This window comes from Maribacter spongiicola, assembly GCF_004364165.1.
Taxonomy (GTDB): Bacteria; Bacteroidota; Bacteroidia; order Flavobacteriales; family Flavobacteriaceae; genus Maribacter; species Maribacter spongiicola.
Genome location: NZ_SOAY01000011.1, coordinates 974792 through 996495, shown reverse-complemented (window position 1 = coordinate 996495; position 21704 = coordinate 974792). Strand labels below are relative to the sequence as shown.

The 21704-nt window shown below is 34.3% G+C and carries 21 protein-coding genes; 16 read left to right on the top strand and 5 right to left on the bottom strand.

All coding sequences use genetic code 11. The features are described 5' to 3' along the window. Positions 1 to 20 precede the first annotated feature (20 nt). The 3 genes from CLV90_RS12780 to CLV90_RS12770 form a co-directional block, all read right to left on the bottom strand. Complete coding sequence (locus CLV90_RS12780) at positions 21 to 1874, bottom strand: DEAD/DEAH box helicase (RefSeq protein ID WP_133687851.1); 1854 nt, start codon at positions 1872 to 1874, stop codon at positions 21 to 23. Between the two features lie 158 nt (positions 1875 to 2032). After that, positions 2033 to 2677 (bottom strand): DUF4337 domain-containing protein, encoded by a 645-nt coding sequence (locus tag CLV90_RS12775; protein WP_133687850.1) that lies wholly within the window; start codon positions 2675 to 2677, stop codon positions 2033 to 2035. Then, positions 2667 to 3251, bottom strand: a complete 585-nt coding sequence (locus CLV90_RS12770; protein WP_133687849.1) for a non-canonical purine NTP diphosphatase — start codon at positions 3249 to 3251, stop codon at positions 2667 to 2669. The genes CLV90_RS12775 and CLV90_RS12770 overlap by 11 nt, the downstream gene beginning before the upstream one ends. Positions 3252 to 3310: 59 nt before the next feature. On the opposite strand from CLV90_RS12770, the gene CLV90_RS12765 reads away from it, so the two are divergent. The 6 genes from CLV90_RS12765 to CLV90_RS12740 all read left to right on the top strand — a co-directional run bounded on the left by CLV90_RS12765 (position 3311) and on the right by CLV90_RS12740 (position 8984). Next, positions 3311 to 3763: a methyltransferase family protein gene (locus tag CLV90_RS12765; RefSeq protein WP_133687848.1), complete on the top strand. Its 453-nt coding sequence runs from the start codon at positions 3311 to 3313 to the stop codon at positions 3761 to 3763. A gap of 94 nt (positions 3764 to 3857) precedes the next feature. Continuing rightward, positions 3858 to 4463, top strand: coding sequence for a SatD family protein (locus CLV90_RS12760; protein ID WP_133687847.1), 606 nt, complete (start codon positions 3858 to 3860; stop codon positions 4461 to 4463). A gap of 2 nt (positions 4464 to 4465) precedes the next feature. Then, positions 4466 to 5161, top strand: coding sequence for a DUF3307 domain-containing protein (locus tag CLV90_RS12755; RefSeq protein ID WP_133687846.1), 696 nt, complete (start codon positions 4466 to 4468; stop codon positions 5159 to 5161). 11 nt (positions 5162 to 5172) lie between these two features. Beyond that, positions 5173 to 5961: an alpha/beta fold hydrolase gene (locus CLV90_RS12750; RefSeq protein ID WP_243835416.1), complete on the top strand. Its 789-nt coding sequence runs from the start codon at positions 5173 to 5175 to the stop codon at positions 5959 to 5961. Between the two features lie 141 nt (positions 5962 to 6102). Beyond that, a complete protein-coding gene (serA, locus tag CLV90_RS12745) occupies positions 6103 to 7995 on the top strand; it encodes a phosphoglycerate dehydrogenase (protein WP_133687845.1) in 1893 nt (630 codons plus the stop codon). A 170-nt stretch (positions 7996 to 8165) separates the two neighbouring features. Further along, a complete protein-coding gene (locus CLV90_RS12740) occupies positions 8166 to 8984 on the top strand; it encodes a type IV pili methyl-accepting chemotaxis transducer N-terminal domain-containing protein (RefSeq protein ID WP_133687844.1) in 819 nt (272 codons plus the stop codon). Positions 8985 to 9012: 28 nt separating this feature from the next. Here CLV90_RS12740 and rlmH read toward each other — a convergent pair whose 3' ends face one another. Then, entirely contained in the window at positions 9013 to 9486 is a 474-nt protein-coding gene (gene rlmH, locus CLV90_RS12735) for a 23S rRNA (pseudouridine(1915)-N(3))-methyltransferase RlmH (protein WP_133687843.1), read from the bottom strand. A 65-nt stretch (positions 9487 to 9551) separates the two neighbouring features. Between rlmH and nadC the strand changes: the two genes are divergently transcribed. From nadC to priA, 4 genes are read left to right on the top strand one after another with little or no spacing between them, the layout of a single operon-like run. Continuing rightward, complete coding sequence (nadC, locus tag CLV90_RS12730) at positions 9552 to 10409, top strand: carboxylating nicotinate-nucleotide diphosphorylase (RefSeq protein ID WP_133687842.1); 858 nt, start codon at positions 9552 to 9554, stop codon at positions 10407 to 10409. After that, positions 10410 to 11384 (top strand): YihY/virulence factor BrkB family protein, encoded by a 975-nt coding sequence (locus CLV90_RS12725; protein WP_133687841.1) that lies wholly within the window; start codon positions 10410 to 10412, stop codon positions 11382 to 11384. It abuts the gene before it with no gap. Further along, the gene (locus CLV90_RS12720) at positions 11374 to 11814 is read left to right on the top strand and encodes a DUF2147 domain-containing protein (protein ID WP_133687840.1); all 441 of its coding nucleotides are present in this window, start codon (positions 11374 to 11376) and stop codon (positions 11812 to 11814) included. Before CLV90_RS12725 ends, CLV90_RS12720 begins: the two co-directional genes overlap by 11 nt. A 2-nt stretch (positions 11815 to 11816) precedes the next feature. Next, positions 11817 to 14273 carry a replication restart helicase PriA gene (priA, locus tag CLV90_RS12715; RefSeq protein WP_133687995.1) on the top strand — a complete coding sequence of 819 codons (2457 nt, stop codon included), beginning with the start codon at positions 11817 to 11819 and terminating at the stop codon, positions 14271 to 14273. A 55-nt stretch (positions 14274 to 14328) separates the two neighbouring features. On the opposite strand, the gene CLV90_RS12710 is transcribed toward priA, so the two are convergent. Then, positions 14329 to 15021: a LytR/AlgR family response regulator transcription factor gene (locus tag CLV90_RS12710; RefSeq protein WP_027067302.1), complete on the bottom strand. Its 693-nt coding sequence runs from the start codon at positions 15019 to 15021 to the stop codon at positions 14329 to 14331. A gap of 230 nt (positions 15022 to 15251) precedes the next feature. Here CLV90_RS12710 and rpsF point away from each other — a divergent pair, with 230 nt between their 5' ends. The 6 genes from rpsF to hisS all read left to right on the top strand — a co-directional run bounded on the left by rpsF (position 15252) and on the right by hisS (position 21571). After that, positions 15252 to 15593, top strand: a complete 342-nt coding sequence (gene rpsF / locus CLV90_RS12705; protein ID WP_027067301.1) for a 30S ribosomal protein S6 — start codon at positions 15252 to 15254, stop codon at positions 15591 to 15593. 5 nt (positions 15594 to 15598) lie between these two features. Then, positions 15599 to 15895 (top strand): 30S ribosomal protein S18, encoded by a 297-nt coding sequence (gene rpsR / locus CLV90_RS12700; RefSeq protein ID WP_027067300.1) that lies wholly within the window; start codon positions 15599 to 15601, stop codon positions 15893 to 15895. A 12-nt stretch (positions 15896 to 15907) separates the two neighbouring features. Then, complete coding sequence (rplI, locus tag CLV90_RS12695) at positions 15908 to 16360, top strand: 50S ribosomal protein L9 (RefSeq protein ID WP_133687839.1); 453 nt, start codon at positions 15908 to 15910, stop codon at positions 16358 to 16360. Positions 16361 to 16463: 103 nt separating this feature from the next. Then, complete coding sequence (locus tag CLV90_RS12690; protein WP_133687838.1) at positions 16464 to 19571, top strand: TonB-dependent receptor; 3108 nt, start codon at positions 16464 to 16466, stop codon at positions 19569 to 19571. Between the two features lie 61 nt (positions 19572 to 19632). After that, positions 19633 to 20109 carry a DUF6495 family protein gene (locus CLV90_RS12685; RefSeq protein WP_133687837.1) on the top strand — a complete coding sequence of 159 codons (477 nt, stop codon included), beginning with the start codon at positions 19633 to 19635 and terminating at the stop codon, positions 20107 to 20109. An 82-nt stretch (positions 20110 to 20191) separates the two neighbouring features. Then, positions 20192 to 21571 (top strand): histidine--tRNA ligase, encoded by a 1380-nt coding sequence (gene hisS, locus CLV90_RS12680; RefSeq protein WP_133687836.1) that lies wholly within the window; start codon positions 20192 to 20194, stop codon positions 21569 to 21571. Positions 21572 to 21704: the final 133 nt, after the last annotated feature.

Here is a 21704-nt window from a genome sequence, read left to right as displayed (position 1 = left end):
TATTTTTAATATACAATTAACTAAAAGAAATCTCCCTTTCTTTTGGTGCTACGTCTTTTTCCTGAGTTAGGTGAGCTAGATTCGCTACGGTCGCGTCTTCGTCCTTTAGATTCAGAGCTTCCTTCTTTTTTGCCTCTTCCGCCACGGTCATCATCTCTTCTTCTGCCACCACTACTTCTTTTTCCTTTATAGCCTCCGCCAAAACCGCTTCCGCCGCTTCTGCGATTTCCACCACCACCACCGGGGTTTTTAGAAACTTCTACATTCACAAATCTACCATCTACTTTAAATTCAGTAAATTTTTCTAGAATCTGTTGTGTAACTTCTGCTTCAGTGTTAAAGAAAGAAAAACTTTCTTTAACATCAACCTTAAATACATCTTCTTGTCCTAAACCTACAGTATCTCTAATGAAATCTTTCAAGGTCATCCAATCATAACCATCTCTTTCACCAACATTTACAAAATAGCGAACTGCTCCACTTGTAGGTATTTCGCCACCTCTTCTGTTATCGCCTCCATCATCACTTCTTTCTCTATTTCTGCCACTGTCAGAAGAATTTAAATCTTTAGACTTGTTGTAGTAATTAGAGAACCTTGTAAATTCAACAGAAACTATTTTCTTGATCAATTCTTCGCGGTCTATTCCTTCAAGTACATCATTAATAGCAGGTAAATATCCATCTACATCCTCATTAATTTTTGTGTCCTTGATTTTATTTGCTAAGTGGTATAATTGAATCTCGCAAATTTCGATTCCTGACGGAATTTGTTTTGCAATAAACTTTTGATTGATCTTATTCTCAATAGCTTTAATCTTACGTTGCTCGCTACGTGTTATAATAACCATAGAAATACCAGATTTACCAGCTCTACCAGTTCTACCACTACGGTGCGTATATGTTTCAATTTCATCAGGTAATTGGTAATTGATGACATGTGTAATATCGTCAACATCAATACCACGTGCAGCAACATCAGTAGCTACAAGCATTTGAATTTGTCTTTTTCTAAAAGAGTTCATTACCAAGTCTCGTTGGTTTTGACTCAAATCTCCATGTAACGCTCCTGCATTATAACCATCTTCGATTAAACTCTCGGCAACCTTTTGTGTATCACGTTTTGTTCTACAGAAAATAACTGAAAATATATCTGGGTTGGTATCTGCCAATCTCTTCAAAGCAGGGTAACGGTCTCTACCGCCTACAACATAATACTCATGTTGTACAGTTGATGCTCCAGAGTTTTTAGCACCCACAGTTATTTCTTGTGGAGAATGCATGAATTTTTTAGCAATAGTAGCTACTTCTCTAGGCATAGTTGCAGAGAACAACCATGTTGATTTTTCATTAGGCGTACCAGAAAGAATATCTTTGATATCTTCCATGAATCCCATGTTAAGCATTTCATCAGCCTCATCAAGAACACAATAGTCAATATTCGAAATATCTACAAGACGTCTACTGATCATATCTTTCATACGGCCAGGTGTAGCCACAATAATTTGTGCACCTTTTTTAATCTGTCTTGCTTGGTCTGTAATACTTGCACCACCATAAATGGCAACTACATTGATATTACGCTCGTATTTTGAATACGCTTGCATTTCTTTCGTAATCTGTAAGCACAGTTCACGAGTAGGTGATAGTATTAAACCTTGTGTGGTTCTACTATTACTATCAATTTTTTGAATTAATGGGAATCCGAATGCAGCAGTTTTACCTGTACCTGTTTGCGCAAGCGCAACTAGATCGGTTTCACTTTCCAATAAAATAGGGATTGCTTTTTCTTGAACTTCTGATGGGGTTTCAAAACCCATATCAGTAATAGCATCTAATAAGGACTTCTGCAGTCCCAGTGCTTCAAACTTTGTCATAAATATGTATACTAAATCGCAAATATGAATGTTGCATAGAGCGATTATCGTATATAACCTATTTAGACTCAGGGCAACACATGCTATACCAGCGGCGTTAATTAAGCGGCAAAGGTACTGCTAATAATTGAATCGGTATAATTTATTATTAAGTTATGCTACGGAGCCAGTGTATACCCATATATAGATAGGAAAGTGGCTATTATACCGAAGATAATCATGAGTACAATTAAGCCTTTTTGAAGGGCAGGACTATCATATATTATGATGCAAACGGCGCCAAGTACGATACAAATCTGATAAAATAGTAGTGCATAGTCAAATTTCTTGGTGGCATAATCATAGGTTTTGGTTAATTGTTCCCATTCCTTCACTCCTGTAATAATACCCATTTTGCCTTCGATATCTTGTACCCAATTTTCTTTACCTACTTTTTCAGATCCTAATAGAATTTCTATTTTTTCAGATTCGTATTTTACTATTTTTTCTCTTACATCAGTCATTTTCTGTTCTATGACCGGTTTATTTTCTTCTGTGACTATGCCACTTTCAATTAAAGCACCTAGATAGTCAAGTTCACTTTCTTTTAAACTTTCTTTAATACTTTTCGATTGATACCAACTAGAATAACTGACAACATTGTTATGTGCAATCATCATCTCTTCCTCTAATTCGCCATTGACCATTTGTGATATGGCCATTAAGGCTGCGAATAGGGCAATTAGAACACCGCCAATAGCTTCTGCTCTTTCTGATGCAACTGATACGACTACAGTTTCGCCGTTGTCTTTTTTATTTAACATGAATACTATTTAAATAGGTAATCAATTTTTTAAACGCTAGCGCTCTATGGCTTATTTTGTTCTTTATCGATAAAGGTAGTTGCGCAAATGTTTCGCTGTAACCATTAGGTTTAAAGATTGGGTCATACCCAAATCCGTTATTTCCTTTTTTTATTTCTATAATTTCGCCATGTATGCTTCCATCAAATATATGGGTTTTACCATTTAAATTTAAAGCGATTATGGTATTGAAGTAAGCACTTCTATCTTTTTGGTCGGATAAATTAGCCATGAGTTTATCCATGTTGGCATTAGCGTCATTTTCAGGTCCTGCATATCTTGCAGAGTATACGCCTGGATCACCGTTTAGAGAATTTACAATTAAGCCTGTGTCATCTGCGAAGCAAGGTATTTGATACGTATTTGTTATAAAATCTGCTTTTATTCTTGCATTACCCTCTAGGGTGGTTGCCGTTTCGGGTATATCGGTAGTGCAACCGATCATGTCTAAACTAACAAGTTCGATAAATGATGGTACCAATTGCTGAATCTCTTTTAGTTTATTGGGGTTATGGGTAGCGAATACAAGCTTCATTAAAATAATTTGAAATCTAGTTTGTCAATTTACACCATCAAATGTAGTAATTTTATAAAATGGAGTTAAAAGTACCACCGGCTTTAGTTTTTTTATGTTTCGGATTGATGATGTACCTGTTGGCAGAATTTTTACCGATTGGTTATTTTGATTTTTATGGAAGAATGTTGCTCGCTAAAATTTTAGTAGGTCTAGGAATTTTAATTGCACTTTGGGCACTTTTTCAATTTAATAGAGCTAAAACAACTATAGATCCTACGAAACCAGATAAAGTTTCTAATTTAGTGGTTGGCGGAATTTTTAAATTTTCTCGTAACCCTATGTACTTGTCGCTTCTTTTAGTTTTATTGGCTTTAGGCGTTATTTTAGGAAATGCTTTCAATACCCTTATTGCTGCGGGGTTTGTTGGGTATATGAATCGGTTTCAAATTATACCCGAAGAACGAATTCTATTAGAAAAATTCGGGCGTTCGTTCAAAGATTATTGTATCTTAACAAGGCGTTGGTTTTAAGCATGCTTCTTATAATATTGACAAATAGACTTATAAATACAAATATTAATTAATTAGCTTATAAATTCTTATATTAGCGTTTTAACTAATAATTATGATAGCTATAATAACAGGTGACATTATAAATTCTGAAAATCATCCTAGCTCGCAATGGATTGATTTATTGAAGAATTACTTTAACCAATTTGGGGCATCACCAATGAATTGGGAGATTTATCGCGGAGATGAATTTCAATTAAAGGTTACCGAGAAAAATGCTTTGTTTACTGCTATCCGAATTAAAGCAATGCTTAAAACCATTAAAGGTTTAGATGTAAGAATGGGTATTGGCATAGGTTTAGAAACATATGTAGGTACGGGGGTAACAGAATCTAATGGTCCCGCATATCAAAGATCAGGACGTAATTTTGAAACTCTAAAAGAAAGTAAGATTAACATCAGTATAGCTACAGGTAATGCAGATTATGATCGTACTTTAAATCTAATGTTGCGTTTAGCTTTAGATTTCATGGATGATTGGAGTGTTGTTTCTGCAGAAATTGTAACATTGTCGTTAGATTATCCGCATTATTCACAGAAGGAAATTGCCCAGCAATTAGGCATAAAACAGTCAGCCGTTAGTCAACGTTTAAAAAGAGCTCGATTAGATTTGGTTTTAGATGTATTGTCATATTATAAAGAATTAATTACCAGTAAATAAATATGTTGATTTTTATAAAACTAGTATTGGCTCATTTAATCGGGGACTTTGTTTTACAGCCAACAAGGTGGGTACTTCACAAACAATCTAACAAGATAACATCTAAATTTTTGTACGTACACGTGCTATTGCATTTTGCTTTATACATGCTGTTTTTATGGGATTTAAGCTTATGGGCAATTGCTTTGGTAGTTACTGTAGCGCATTTTGGTATCGATGTATTAAAACTATATACGAATACATTATTTAAGAATAAAAGCATTCCGTTTTTTATAGATCAGCTATTGCATATACTGGTTATATATAGTTGTGCTTTTTACACAGATTTATACGAACATACCTTATCGTTATTTGAAAATTTAGATTGGTATTTGGTAACGGCAATTGTTTTTGTAACCTATCCGGCGGCAATTATAATGGGAATGATATTAGAGGGCATGTCCAATCAAATCGAAACGGATCACAAATCGCTCCCCAACGCAGGTAAGTACATCGGTATTATTGAACGTCTCTTTGTATTGATTTTTATAGTAATCGGTAGGTGGGAAGTTATAGGTCTTTTAATAGCTGCAAAATCTGTTTTTAGGTTCAATGATCTTAAAGAGCGTAATAATAGAAAACTAACAGAGTATATATTAATTGGTACTCTGGTGAGTTTTGGGCTGGCAATACTAGCGGGTCTTCTGTACATATCCTAAATAAAAACACCATGTCATCAAAGTATATTTTATTCTGTTTATTGATGATAGCCTTATCTAAAACAGCTAATTCTCAATCTAGTAAATTTGAATCTTTTGATGGTGTGCAAATTGCTTATACCGATGAAGGTAGTGGAGATGCGGTATTGTTGTTACACGGATTTATAAATTCTAGAAAATCTTGGAATAAAACGGCTTTAAAAAAAGACTTGATCGCTGCCGGATATCGAGTAATTATTCCCGATTTACGTGGTAATGGTGATTCTGATAAACCTCAAAAAGAAGAAGCATATCAAAATAATGCTGAGGTAAAAGATTTGGTTTTATTGATGAATCTTTTAAATATTAAAATGTATAAGGCTATCGGTTATTCAAGAGGCAGCATTGTCTTAGCAAAATTACTAACAGAAGACAATCGTATAGAAAAAGCGGTTTTAGGTGGTATGGGAATCGATTTTACCAATGCCGAATGGGATCGAAGAATTATGTTTGCAAAAGCTTTTGATGGCGATATAAACGAAGAAACCAAAGATGCGGTAGACTATGCTAAATCAATAAATGCAGATTTACGATCATTACATTTACAGCAAAAATATCAACCCGTAACTTCTGTAAGCGATTTAAATACAATAGCTGTTAATGTATTGATAATTTGTGGAGATCAAGATACAGACAACGGTAATTCGCAAGAATTAAGCGATGCTTTTAAAAATGGGATATTAAAGATAGTACCTGGGGATCATAACGGTACATATAAGACGCTAGATTTCTCATTAGCCGCTCTTCTATTTTTAGATTAAGAGCTAGTTAATTTGTCAATTTACATCATAACATACCCTTTTTGTTTTATTTACAAGATATCATATATCAGGATAAATTAAATTTTTACTTTTGCTACTTATTTTAACGACAAAAATTCCTATCCAAACCAAAAAATAAGAATGGTAGAAGTAAGTAGAAAATACGTTTTTGATTTTGATAGTACGTTAACCAGGGTAGAAGCATTAGATGTTCTTGCAGAAATGACTTTAGAAGGAAGGTCAAATAAAGATGAAGTAATTAGAGAAATACAAAAAATCACCAATTTAGGTATTGACGGTGATATTTCGTTTACAGAATCTTTAGAGCGTAGAATTAAACTATTAAATGCCAAGAAAGAGGATTTAGACGGATTGGTTGAAAATCTTAGAAATAAAATATCAAAATCTATAGCGGCCAATAAAGAGTTTTTTGAGAAGTATGCAGATGATATTTATGTAATATCCTGCGGATTTAAAGAGTTTATTGATCCTATTGTAAAAGAATATAATATACCAACTGATCGAGTTTATGCAAATACGTTTAAATTCGACGAAGAAGGAAATATCATCGGTTTCGATGAAAAAAATGTACTATCTCAGCATAACGGCAAAATTGATTGCCTAAAGCAAATGAATTTGGACGGCGAAGTTCAAGTGATTGGAGATGGTTACAGTGATTATGTCATGCGCGAAGCAGGTATTGCACATAAATTTTTTGCATATACCGAAAACGTGCATAGAGAAAAGGCCGCAAGTAATGCGGATTATGTTACACCAAGTTTAGATGAATTTTTATTTGTGAACAAGTTGCCAAGAAATATCTCGTACCCAAAGAATAGAATTAAGGTTCTATTATTAGAAAATGTGCACACCGCTGCATTTGATAATCTCTCAGAAGATGGTTTTTCTGTAGAATTAATTAAAAATAGCTTATCTGAAGAAGAGCTGATCGAAAAAATTAAGGGCGTACACGTTCTTGGTATTCGTTCTAAGACGCAGGTAACAGAAACTGTTTTAGCAGCAGCCGATAAATTATTGGTTGTTGGTGCTTTTTGCATAGGAACGACACAAATTGATTTAGAGTCTGCAAAAAAGAAAGGTGTTGTGGTTTTCAATGCTCCTTATAGTAATACAAGGTCAGTGGTAGAATTGGCTATCGGTGAAATAATAATGTTAATGAGAAGTGTATTTGACCGTAGTAGGGAAATACATAGTGGTCAATGGCAAAAAACGGCAGCGGGATCTAGAGAAGTCCGCGGTAAAAACTTGGGTATCGTTGGTTATGGTAATATTGGTAAGCAATTATCTGTATTGGCAGAAGCAATGGGTATGCGTGTTTATTACTATGACGTAGATGATAAATTAGCTTTGGGTAATGCTGTAAAGTGTAGTACGTTAGAAGATTTATTGAATGTGTCTGATGTGGTTACATTGCATATAGATGATAATAAAGCAAACAAAAACTTCATTGGTGAACGCGAAATAAAGCAAATGAAGAAAGGTGCTATGCTAATTAACCTTTCTAGAGGCTTTGTAGTTGATATCGATGCGCTTGCAGATGGTTTAAAAGATGGTCATATTGGTGGTGCGGCAGTAGATGTTTATCCAGATGAGCCAGCTAGTAATGGTGATTTTCAAACAAAATTACAGGGTTTTGCAAATGTAATTCTTACTCCGCATGTTGGTGGTAGTACAGAAGAGGCACAGCGCGATATAGCAGATTTCGTTCCTAATAAAATTATGGATTATATCAATTCTGGAAATACGGTCGATGCCGTTAATTTCCCGAACATACGTTTACCAAAACAGAATAAATCGCATAGATTTTTACACATACATAAGAACGTACCAGGTATTATGGCTAAAATCAATAAGGTGTTAGCAGAGTATGAGTTGAATATCAACAGCCAGTATTTGTCTACAGATAATGAAGTTGGTTATGTAATTACAGATTTGGATAAAGAGTATAATAAAGAAGTCTTAAAGGCGCTAAAGAAAGTAGAAAATACCATTAAATTTAGAGTGCTTTATTAGTTGATAATTAAGCGGTAATGCTTATTTAAATATAAAATCGTTTTAGTGCAAAAATGCAAGTTGAAAAACTTGCATTTTTTTGTTCATTTTTTGTCATTCGTGACAACATTTTTAGTTCTACAATGTTATAGTTAAAGTATATTTTAAACTTGTAGGAAATATCTTTAATTATGCTTAAAAAGATTTTATCTAAATTAAAATCTGGTAAAAGTTTCAATAACTATTATCTGTTGGTTTTTACGGTAATTGTATTGACCATTATTATACAATCTATAATACAGTATTCATTAGCTAGACAGCGACAAGATGCGTTGAGAATAAATGTAGCTGGTCGGCAAAGAATGTTGTCGCAATCGATCGTAAAAAATGTTTACGAGTGTAAATATGGTACATGCGATTATGGTCAATTGCGTTTGGAGATGGCTAAATTTGCAAATGCGAATACATCATTACAAGAAGGTAATGATACAACTGGAATTCCGATATTAGATAATGAAGAAATTCAAAAAAACTTTGATAAACTACAACCTCATCTAAATTTCATTTTAAAATCAACGAATGACTTTAATCAATTGGAATCTATTGATTTAGAGAAATTATCAGCTGAATCAGATCAGTTTTTAGTAATTATGGACACCATTGTTAATCAATTTCAAAAATCATCAGAAGAAGATATTAAAACGCTGATGATTATAGAATTAGAGCTTGCGGTTTTTTCGTTGTTGATATTGATCCTTGAGATTTTCTTCTTCATTAATCCATCCATAAAAAAGATGGCAATGCAAAATCAGAAATTAAAAGAAATAGCGTGGCACCAAACACATGCTTTTAATGGGCACATGAAAAATATAAAGAACTATAATCATGTGCTTAAGATTGAGAAAAATGTAGCACATAAAGAAGAGCTCATCTCCTTTCTTATGGAAGAATTAACGGATTTAGAAAGTGTATCTGATAATATGGTTAAATCTCTCGAGAAGCAAGCGTAGAATGCTTAAAACCCCCGAGGATATGATTTTATTGATGGTGGTAGGGTTCATTTTTTAAAATGGTATACCCTCTATAAATTTGCTCGGTTATAAATAAGCGCACCATTTGGTGAGAAAAGGTCATTTTTGATAAACTAATTTTTCCAGATGCCTTCGAGTAAATTTCATTACTAAATCCGTAAGGTCCACCAATTAAAAAAACTAATTGTTTTATACCTGAATTCATCTTCTTTTGTAAAAAAGTAGAAAACTCAACAGACGTAAGCTGTTTTCCTTTTTCATCAAATAAAATTAAAACATCTGTAGGTGCTAATCTTTTGAGAATAAGTTCGCCTTCTTTATCTTTCTGCTGGTCTTCAGATAAGTTTTTGGTCTTTTTTAAATCAGGTATGAGTTCAATTTCAAAATTGATGTAATGTTGTAATCGTTTTTGATATACCTCAATGAGTTCTTGTAGTTGAGAGCTATCGGTTTTGCCAATAGCTAAAAGTTTTATAGTCATATGCCAAAAGTAAATCAATTTCGCAAATGGATTTGTAAATTAGCAATACAATAGATTTAATATATATGATTTCAGAAGAACAATTTAAGGAAGAGATAACATTGATCATCGCAAATGCCATACGTGAAGATGTTGGTGATGGTGATCATAGCTCATTAGCTTGTATACCAGATACGGCAACGGGCAAGGCGAAATTGTTGGTAAAAGATGAAGGTATTATCGCTGGTGTAGATTTTGCTGAGCTTGTATTTTATTTTGTAGATCCTAATTTAAAAATAGAAGTATTAATAAAAGATGGTACGCCAGTAAATCACGGCGATATCGTATTTTATGTAGAAGGTAGTTCTCAAAGCATATTAAAAGCTGAACGCTTGGTATTGAATGCTATGCAGAGAATGAGTGCTATAGCGACCAAAACCCATATGTTCGTCAATCTATTGAAAGGAACCGGAACAAAAATTCTAGATACTAGAAAAACAACACCAGGTATTCGTGCTCTAGAGAAGTGGGCGGTAAAAATTGGTGGTGGAGAAAATCACAGATTCGCATTGTACGATATGATTATGTTAAAAGATAACCATATTGATTTTGCTGGTGGAATTACAAAGGCAATAAATAAGACTAAAAACTACTTGAAAGAAACGGATCGCGATTTAAAAATAATTGTTGAGGCAAGAAACTTAGACGAGATCAAAGAAATTTTAGAGACAGAAGGGGTGTATCGAATTTTGATTGATAATTTCAATTATGAAGATACCCGTACAGCAGTCAAATTAATCGGTAACAAATGTTTAACTGAATCTTCTGGTGGTATTAATGAAAATACAATTAGAGATTATGCAGAATGCGGGGTTGATTATATTTCATCGGGTGCATTAACACATTCGGTTTATAATTTAGATTTGAGTTTAAAAGCGGTGTAGATGTCTTTAGAGGTCGAAGAGAAGCTAGAAAAAATTCCTATTGTAAATTGGTTGGTCAGATTGTTAAAACAAATCAGGCTGCCAGGTTTCGAGGGGCTTTCTATTTACGACCTTATAGAAATGTATGTGCTTGGTATTTTAAGAGGTACTTTGTCTACTAGAGCCAGTGCTATTGCCTTTAGTCTATTTATGGCACTATTTCCATTAATCATTTTTATGGTGACTTTGGTACCTTTTTTGGTGTCATATATAAGTATTGAACATGGCGATTTTGATGTACAGTTTCAATTGTTTTTAGAGTCTTTTTTACCGAGTGCAACTGGTGATTATTTTGGAGAAGTATTTACACAGATAAAAGATCAAAAAAGAGGTGGCTTATTGTCATCGGCATTTTTACTTTCTATATTCTTAATTGCGAACGGTGTAAACTCCATCTTTGGAGGTTTTGAAACATCTTATCATATTGACCTAACACGACATTTCTTTAGGCAATATTTATATGCTTTATTGGTAGGTTTAATTTTGGCAATATTAATTATAGTAGGCTTTGTAGCCTATATATACTTTGAATTTTATGTCTTAGGATATTTGTCTGAGTTTGCAGCAAAGCAAGGCGGTTATATTTTAGGTGAAGATGAAGTAGTGGGTGTTCAAATTGCTAAAGTATTATTCTTTATAATTCTATCTTATTTTACTACTGCAATACTCTATTATTTTGGTACGAGAGAAGGTAAGCAGGCAAAGTTTTTTTCCTTTGGTGCCTTAATGACAACGACTTTGTTTTTATTAACATCATATCTCTTCGGAATTTATGTTGAAAAGTTCGCCAGATACAATGAATTATATGGGGCTTTAGGAGGATTGTTGATTTTAATGGTCTACATATGGTTAAATTCTAATATATTGCTACTTGGGTTCGAGCTGAACGCATCGTTGAACACATTACGTAAAATCACAAAAAAGAATGATAAATAAGAGCATACAATTAACTATTCTATTCACATTATTTATTACAATGAGCATTTCTGCCCAGTCAGTTTTTGGTAAGTGGAAAACTATTGATGACCGCACAGGTTTACCAAAAGGCGTAATTGAAATTTATAAGAAAGAAGGGAGAATGTATGGCAAAGTCGTTAAGATTTTAGAAGAAGGACAAGAAGGAAGGATTTGTGATAAATGCGATGGAGAATTAAAAGATAAGCCCGTAACCGGTATGGAAATTATTACAGACGGTGAGTTGCATGATGATGGTGAATGGAAGGGTAAACGATTATTTGATCCAGAACAGGCGATGACTTTTCGTTTTAAAATATGGTTGAATCCAGAAAATGAAGATGAGTTAAAAGTGCGCGGGTATTTGGCATTTATCTACAGAACCCAAACATGGATACGTGTGGAGGGATAACTATGGCGAACTTTATTAATGTAATATTACCTATTCCGCTAGAGAAAAGTTTTACGTACAGTGTAACTGAAGAAGAGGCGGCGTTGCTGAAACCGGGTATGCGTGTTGCGGTACCTTTCGGAAAATCAAAAATATATACGGGCGTTGTTCAAAGTGTCCACAAGAATCCGCCAGAAGTTTATGAGGCAAAGGAGATTCATGAATTATTAGATGAATACCCCATCGTAAATGAGACCCAACTTAAACATTGGGAGTGGATAGCTTCTTATTACATGTGTACTTTGGGTGAAGTGGTGCGCAGTGCTTTACCTAGCGCTTTCTTGTTAGAAAGTGAAACCTTAGTTCTTAGAAATACAGAATACGAAATAGATGAAAATGAACTTTTAGATGATGAGTTTTTAGTATTCGAAGCATTACAACATCAATCTATATTAAAGGTTCAAGAAGTTTCCTCTATAATAGACCGTAAAAATGTATTACCAATTCTTCAACGATTATTAGAGAAAAAGGTAATTGTTTTAAAAGAAGAAGTATATGATCAATATAAACCAAAGTTGGTTCGGTATGTTAAATTGGGTGCAGAGCATACATCTGATGAAAAATTAGAAGAATTATTAAATTCACTTACCAGGGCACCAAAGCAAAGTCAAGTAGTACTTTCCTTATTTCAATTACAAGGAAAAAGTCAAAATCCGATAAAGGTTTCTGAACTGGAGAAATCTAGCAACAGCTCTAAAGCGGTAATAAAATCGCTAGTAGATAAGGGTATTTTAGAAGAATATTTTATTAAGACCGATAGGGTCAATTATGATGGTGAGCCAGATAATTCTGATACCAAAAATTTAAATGAATATCAAGAAACAGCCTTACTAGATATAAAAGCTTCTTTTGCAGCCAATAAAGTTACCTTATTAAAAGGGGTAACATCTTCGGGTAAAACTGAAGTCTATGTAAAACTGATAGAAGAATGTCTTGAAAAGGGGTTGCAGGCATTGTATTTATTGCCAGAAATAGCCTTAACTACACAACTTATAGGTAGGCTGCAAGAGTATTTTGGTGAAAAAATTGCTATTTACCATTCTAAATATAATGTTCAGGAACGTGTAGAAGTTTGGCAAAATGTTTTGCAAGCAAAACCTAAAGCGCAATTGGTAATAGGTGCACGCTCGGCAATGTATTTGCCTTTTAGTAAGTTAGGGTTGGTCATTGTAGATGAGGAACACGAGAGTTCTTTTAAACAATTTGATCCGGCACCAAGATATCACGCTAGAGATGCTGCAATAGTATTAGGTCATTTACATAAGGCAAATATTCTATTAGGTTCGGCAACACCAAGTGTAGAAAGTTATTACAATGTGCAAACAGGTAAATATGGTTATGCAGAAATAACAAGACGTTATGGAAATGTGCTAATGCCAGAAATGGAGTTGGTAGATATTAAAGAAGCTTCTAGAAAAAGAAAGATGAAAGGACATTTTTCTGAGCGACTTTTTATGGAAATGGAAGAAACTTTAAAAGAAGGTGCGCAAATCATACTTTTTCAGAATAGACGAGGTTTTGCACCATTAATGGAGTGTTTAACATGTGGTCATACGCCACAATGCCCAAATTGCGATGTAAGTTTAACGTATCATCAATATAGAAATCAATTACGTTGCCACTACTGTGGTCATCATACGGCATTACCAGAAATTTGTTTTGCATGCGGCAGTCCAGATTTAGATACCAAAGGTTTTGGTACCGAGCAAATAGAGAAAGAGGTTTCAGCATTATTCCCAGAAGCTAAGGTTGGTCGAATGGATTTAGATACTACCCGGGGCAAACACGGTTATGAAAAGATAATTACGGCTTTTGAGCAACACGAGTTAGATATTCTGGTAGGTACCCAAATGATCACTAAAGGTCTCGATTTTAGAAATGTGAATTTGGTAGGAGTAATGAATGCAGATTCATTACTAAATTTTCCTGATTATCGCGCTCATGAAAGAACCTATCAATTATTAACGCAAGTATCGGGTAGGGCAGGGCGAACCAAAAAAAGAGGTCGTGTTATTATTCAAACCTATAATCCGTATCATCAAATATTAAAACAAGTAACTACTAGTGATTATGAGGGTATGTATACCGAGCAGCTGTATGAAAGAGAGCAATTTAAATATCCACCGGTAAATAGAATTATTAAGGTAACTTTTAAACATAAAAATTACAATGTGCTGAATGAAGCTGCAGATTGGTTTGCAGGGGCATTACGTACTAATTTTGGTGGTACTGTTTTAGGACCTGAATATCCGCCAGTGGCGAGAATTAGAAATCAGTATTTAAAACATATCGTAATTAAAGTTCAGAAAGCACATTCTTTAGCACAGACAAAAGCAAATATTAGGCGAATAGAAAAATCGTTTAAAGCAGTGGCAATGTACAGAAGTGTTAGAGTCATTTATAATGTAGACCATATATAAACTAAAAAAGACCGCTAAGTAGCGGTCTTTTTTGAAAGTAAAATTATACCATATATTATACGTTACTTAGCGCTTCGGCTAGTTCTGTCTTTTTATTTCTACTTAGAGGTATTGATCTACCGCTAACTTCAACATTTTTACTGTTGAATTTTTCAACCTTTTCTAGGTTGATAATGTATGATTTGTGAATTCTTAAAAACTTATCTTCTGGCAATTGCTTTTCAAAAGACTTCATTGTTGATAAGATTACGATATTTGCTTCATCAGTTACTAGTTTAATGTAGTCACCAAGTGCTTCTATCCACTTAATATCATTTAAAATAACCTTTCTTTTCTTTAGGTTACTCTTTACGAAAATGTGCTCTTCGTCTTCATTAACTCTGTGCAATTGTTCGTAGTTCGCAACAGCTCTTTTAACAGATGCATCAAAACGTGCCATGGTAATCGGTTTATGTAAATAATCCGTTACATCATAGTCAAATGCTTTAAGTGCATAATCTGGTTTACCAGTAATCAAAATTACCTGAGGACTGTTTTCTAGTGACTCGAGTAGGTCGAATCCTGTAATAATTGGCATCTCAACATCAAGAAATATAAGATCGATCTCATGGTTCTTGATTCCGTTTTTAGCCTCGATAGCATTACTGTACTCAGCTACCATAGTCAAATTCGGATGATTGTTTACCAACTTGGCAACGGCCATCCTTTGCATAGATGAGTCGTCAACGATGATACTTCTTAACTTCATAAGGGTTGATTTGTGGGGTTAAATCATCGACAAAGAACAGAAAAAACAAGCTGAACTGCAACAAAAGATGTGAACAATGCACTGTTGATCGTGTAATTGGTAATGATGATATGTTTAAGATTTGGTTTAATTTTTAATGTTGTTACCATTCAATAACGAAGAATATTCGCATTTCTTATAATTATTTTAAAAAAATATCTATTTTTGCACTCTTTAAAAACAAATATAATATGAACCATTACGAAACTGTTTTCATTTTGAATCCCGTTCTATCTGATGTTCAGATAGAGGAAACAGTTAAGAAATTCGAAGATTTCTTAATTAACAATGGCGCCAAAATGGTAGCTAAAGAGAATTGGGGGCTAAAGAAATTAGCTTACCCAATTCAAAACAAAAAGAGTGGCTTTTACCACTTGTTTGAATTTACTAACACTGGTGAGGTAGTTACACCTTACGAACAGGAGTTTAGAAGAGATGAACGTGTTATGCGTTTCTTGACCGTTAAGTTGGACAAGCACGCTGTTGCATGGGCAGAAAAAAGAAGAACAAGAAACAAAACCGCTAAAGCTTAAGTATTATGGCAACATTACAACAACAGGCAAAAGGAAAGAAAGATGGAGAGATCAGGTATCTTACTCCATTAAACATTGAAACCAACACTAAGAAGAAGTATTGTCGTTTTAAAAAATCTGGTATTAAGTACGTAGATTATAAGGATGCTGATTTTTTATTGAAGTTGGTAAACGAGCAAGGTAAATTGTTACCTAGAAGACTTACTGGAACTTCATTGAAGTATCAAAGAAAAGTGGCACAAGCCGTAAAAAGAGCTCGTCATTTGGCGTTAATGCCATATGTTGCTGATTTATTAAAATAAAAGAAAAGAATCATGGAGCTGATATTAAAAGAAGACGTACAAAATTTAGGTTTTAAAGACGACGTAGTAAATGTTAAGAATGGTTACGGAAGAAATTTCCTTATACCTCAAGGCTTAGCTGCTATGGCTACTGTTTCTGCTAAAAAAGTTTTAGCTGAAAACTTAAAGCAAAGAGCACACAAAGAGAAAAAAGTTGTTGATGCTGCTAAGAAAATTGAAGAGGCATTAAAGGCTTTAGAATTGAAAATTACTGCTAAAACAGGTGCTGCCGATAAATTGTTCGGTTCTGTTACTAATGGTGATTTGGCTGATGCAATTGCGAAAGAAGGACATTCAATCGACAAGAAATTCATTAACATTCAAGGTGGTGCAGTTAAAAGAACTGGACCTTACAATGCACAAATTAGATTACACCGTGAGGTAATTGTTGACTTTGGTTTCGAAGTAGTTGCCGAACAGAAATAATTAACTATCTAAGTTGATAAATTTAAAAGAGCTATGCGTGCATAGCTCTTTTTTTATTGGTATTTTTGTTAAAGAACTCATAAATAACTCAAAACCAATAAAAATGAAAAACAGCTTGCTTTTTCAAGTATTGTTGCTACTTTTTGTAAGCGCAACTTACGGTCAAGTTACCACCTCTAATATCAGAGGTTTAGTAATAGATGATCAGAATCAACCACTTTTCGGCGCTAACATTGTCGCTGTCCACACCCCTACAGGTACAAAGTATGGGTCAATTACTAATGAAGATGGTAGGTTCAACCTTCTAAATCTTCGTGTTGGTGGTCCTTACAAAGTAGAAATTACTTATGTAGGCTTTAAACCTTACGAACTTACCGATGTTAATTTGTCATTAGGGCAAACTTTCAATGTAGATGTTAAATTAGCAAGTGAAAGCCAAGCATTAGACGAAGTTACTGTAGTTTCTGACCGTTCAGGTACTTTTAGTAGCGACCGTACAGGTGCAGAAACGAGTGTTGGTAGAAGAGAATTAACACGTCTTCCTACTATTTCACGTTCTGCAGCAGATTTTACACGTTTAGAGCCAACGGCGAGTGGTAATTCTTTCGGAGGTAGAAATGATCAGTTCAATAACTTTTCTTTGGATGGTGCTATTTTTAATAACCCTTTCGGGTTAGATGCAGCTACACCAGGTGGTCAAACAGATTCTCAGCCAATTTCACTAGATGCAATTGAACAAATTCAAGTTTCAACCGCACCATATGATGTTACGCAATCAGGTTTTACAGGAGCTTCTGTAAATGCAGTGACTAAAAGTGGTTCTAACGATTTTCACGGTACAGTATATGGTTTCTTTAGAAATGAAGATATGACCGGTGGTAAAATTAAAGGAGATGAGATTGTAAAGCCTAAGTTAGATCAAAGTCAATACGGTGTTAGTATTGGTGGACCAATCGTGAAAAATAAATTATTCTTCTTCGCCAACTTTGAAAGAGATGAGCGTACAGATTTAGGTACAAACGGTTGGGTGCCAAATACAGGTTCAGGAGCAATTAATGAATCTAGAGTATTAGAAAGTGATTTGATTAATGTGCAAAATCAGTTATTGGCAGCAGGATATGATCCGGGTGCTTATCAAGGTTTTACGCATGATGCAGAATCTACAAAAGGTCTATTTAAGTTAGATTGGAACATTAATGATAACAACCGTTTAGCAGTTATTTATAACTTTTTGAATGCATCTAAGCAAAAGCCAGCTCACCCATCAGCGATACAATTTAGAGGTCCGAATGCAAACACATTGCAGTTTCAGAATTCAGGATATGAGATAAACAATGAGCTAAAATCTATTCAAGTAGAGTTAAACTCAACTTTGTCTGCAACGGCATCAAATAAATTACAAGTAGGTTATACTCATTTTAACGATTTTAGAAATCCGTTTTCTACTCCTGCTCCTTCTATTAACATTACAAAAGATGGTTCTAACTATATAATTGCTGGTCATGAGCCATTTTCAGCAAATAACAGATTAGATCAAAAGGTACTTCAAATTACTAACAACCTTAACTTTTATAAAGGTGATCATACGTATACAGTAGGTTTTTCATTAGAGAAATTTATGTTTGACAACTCGTTTAACCTAACCGCTTATGGTTTTGATTTATTTGGTGGTGTAGATATTGCGGATTTTGATGCATCATCTTATGATTTTGCTGGTCCACAAGCAACATTTAATGCAAATAATGCTGTGCCAGATGGCGAAGGTTGGGCTTTGGCAGAAACCAATGTAGGTCAATTGGCATTTTATGTGCAAGATGAATGGAACGTAAATGAGAAATTTAAATTAACATACGGTGTTCGTTTTGATAAGCCTTTGTTCTTTGACTCTGCGGAGAAAGCACAAGATGTAATCGACAGAGGTTTTATAATTGCTGATCAGCCTTACCAAAATCCAAATACTGGTGAAACAGTATTTATAGATAACACTCAAATGCCTTCTAATGATTGGTTAATTTCACCGAGAGTTGGTTTTAACTATGATGTGTATGGCGATAGATCATTGCAATTACGTGGTGGTTCTGGATTATTTACAGGTCGTTTCCCGTTCGTATGGCTAGGAAACCAAATTTCTTCTCCAGACGTATTTTTCTTACAAGCAGTTGATCCAGATTACAAATTTCCACAAGTTTGGAGAACGAATTTAGGTGCAGATAAACGTTTAGATAATGGTATGGTGCTTACGGCAGATTTATCGTATACTAAAGATATTAATGGACCACATGTACAAAACTGGGCATTGACATCTCCTTCAGGTAATTTATCTGGGGTTGATACTAGACCGACATATACATCGGGCGATTTATTAAATAGCTTTGGTTTAGGAGCGGGACCTTATGTATTTACAAACTCAAATAAGGGTAGAATTTGGAACGCTTCTTTTAAAGCTCAAAAGACATTTGATAAAGGTTTATATACTATGTTGGCATATAGCTATTTAGATGCTAAAGATGTGAATTCTATTGAAGCAGAAATTACATCAGATGCTTTCGTTGGTAACCCAGTTGTAAACGATGCAAATGCAGACGTTTTAGCACCTTCTAAATATGGAGATAAGCACAGATTCATTGGTGTTGTCAGTAAAAATTGGGTATACGGAAACGGTAAATGGGGTAGTACTCTTTCTACGTTCTTTGAGTATGCACAAGGTGGTAGATTCAACTATACTTATGGTGGTGACATTAATGGAGATGGATCAGGCTTAAATGACCTTATTTATGTACCAACATCTGCAGAAATAGGACAGATGCAATTTGCAGGAGCTGGTCAAGGTGCTGCTTTTGATGCTTATATTGCTCAAGATGATTACTTAAGTGGTCAAAGAGGGCAGTATGCAGAGCGTTACGGAGCTTTAGCACCATGGAGAGGTAGATGGGATGTTAAGTTCTTACAAGACTATAAGATAACTGTTTCAGAAGGGAAAACAAATACTATTCAATTTAGTGTTGATGTATTGAATATTGGTAATATGATCAGTTCTGATTGGGGCTTGGTGCAACAACCGAACAACATTCAGCCAGTAGGTGTAACTGTTGATCCAAATACAAGTGTACCAACATACACGTTTAATCCAGAGTTGACAGAAACTTTTGGTTATGATGCAAGTTTGTTATCTAGATGGCAAGCACAAGTAGGATTGAGATATATCTTCTAAGTTTTTAAAATTAAGTTGTAAAAGCCCTAACAAATATGTTAGGGCTTTTTATTTTTGCAAAATGAAATACACGAGGCTTACAAAAGAGCAATTGGAAGAATTGCATCCAGAATTCATTAATTTTCTGGCAACACAATCTATTACGGGCGATGAGTGGGATGAAATTAAGAGAGATAAACCAAAAGTAGCGGAAGAAGAACTAGACGTTTTTAGCGATTTGGTTTGGGAAGGAGTGTTGAGCAAGGTTTCTTATTTAGAGAATATTTCAGATAAGCAAATGCACCTATTTCATTTAACCGATAAAGAGATGAAACTGATATCGGTGAAAGTGATGAATCCTGAAATAGATTTAACCACATCAGTAGGGTTCGATTGGTTTAAAAGAAACTGGCAATCAGACTTCGTAGAATATTTGACTGCAGCAAAGGCATATACCGATGATAAGAATGTAGACAAATTTTTGTTGCTACAGCAAGGAGCGGTTATAACAAAAGGAGAATTGTATAAATGGTTCGAAAAAGTAATCGTTACCAAATAAAACAATAATAATCTAGTATTCACACTATAGAAATATTGCCTAAGTTATTTGAAGGCTATATTTGTAATACAATAAAAAATTAATGGCACAGAAACCATCCATACCAAAAGGCACCAGAGATTTCAATCCATCTGAAATAGCTAAGCGTAATTACATTTTTGATATTATCAAAAAGAACTTTCAAACGTATGGATTTCAGCCGATTGAGACTCCTTCTTTTGAAAATTCAGATACGCTCTTGGGTAAATATGGAGAAGAAGGTGATCGATTAATTTTTAAGATATTAAATTCTGGTGATTTTATAAGTAAGGTAGATGACGCCACTTATGCTGATAAAAATTCGAACAGTATTGCACCGAAAATTACGGAAAAAGCATTACGATATGACTTAACAGTGCCGTTTGCGCGTTACGTAGTAATGCATCAAAATGAATTGGATTTTCCTTTTAAGCGGTATCAAATTCAACCAGTTTGGAGAGCGGATAGACCACAAAAAGGTCGGTTTAGAGAATTTTTTCAATGCGATGCCGATGTTGTAGGGTCAGATTCCTTATTGCAAGAAGTAGAATTGATTCAATTGTATGATGCTGTATTTTCTGATTTAAAATTGGAAGGTGCAACGATTAAAATGAACAATAGAAAAATCTTGGCAGGTATAGCTGAAGTTATCGGTGCAAAAGATTTATTGATAGATTTTACCGTAGCACTTGATAAGTTAGATAAAATAGGAGAGGACGGCGTTAAAAAAGAAATGCTTGCTAAAGGAATTTCTGGAGAAGCTATTGAAAAAGCATCTCCATTATTTTTACCTCAATCTACTAATGAAGAGCAATTAGAGCGTTTAGATGCACTTCTAAAAGATTCGGAAGAAGGTAAAAAAGGATTGGAAGAACTTCGTTTTATCTTAGAAACGATAGCTGTTTTAGGTTTGCAATCTGCTAATTTATCGATTGATGTAACTCTTGCACGCGGACTAAATTATTATACAGGAGCCATTTTCGAAGTTGCAGCACCAAAAGGTGTGATTATGGGATCTATAGGTGGTGGCGGTCGCTATGACGACCTTACCGGTATTTTCGGACTAAAAAATGTAAGCGGTGTAGGTATTTCTTTTGGGTTAGACCGTATTTATTTGGTGTTAGAAGATTTAAATCTTTTCCCTGAAGCTATTAATCAATCGCTCCAAGTATTATGTGTCAATTTTGGTGATAATGAAGCTATGGCTGCATTGAAATTGGTAAGTCAGTTGCGTAAGGCGGGTGTTAAAGCAGATATTTACCCATCAAGTGCTAAGATGCAAAAGCAGATGAAATACGCCAATAATCGTAATGTGCCTTATGTCATTTTAATAGGGGAGCAAGAACTAAATAATAATTCTTTCATCGTTAAAAATATGAAAGAAGGTTCGCAGCAAGAGTATAGTTTAGACAATGTTTATCAATTTGTTACCTATTTAAGTTAAGTACTTTAAAATCAGATACTATTTTACTGAGTCATTTTTGATTATATTTGGTTAACCAATTTGGTTAAGCAGTTTTATATTGTGTAATTGGGTTGGATTTCAACCGAAACAATATCAAGATTTATAATTGAAA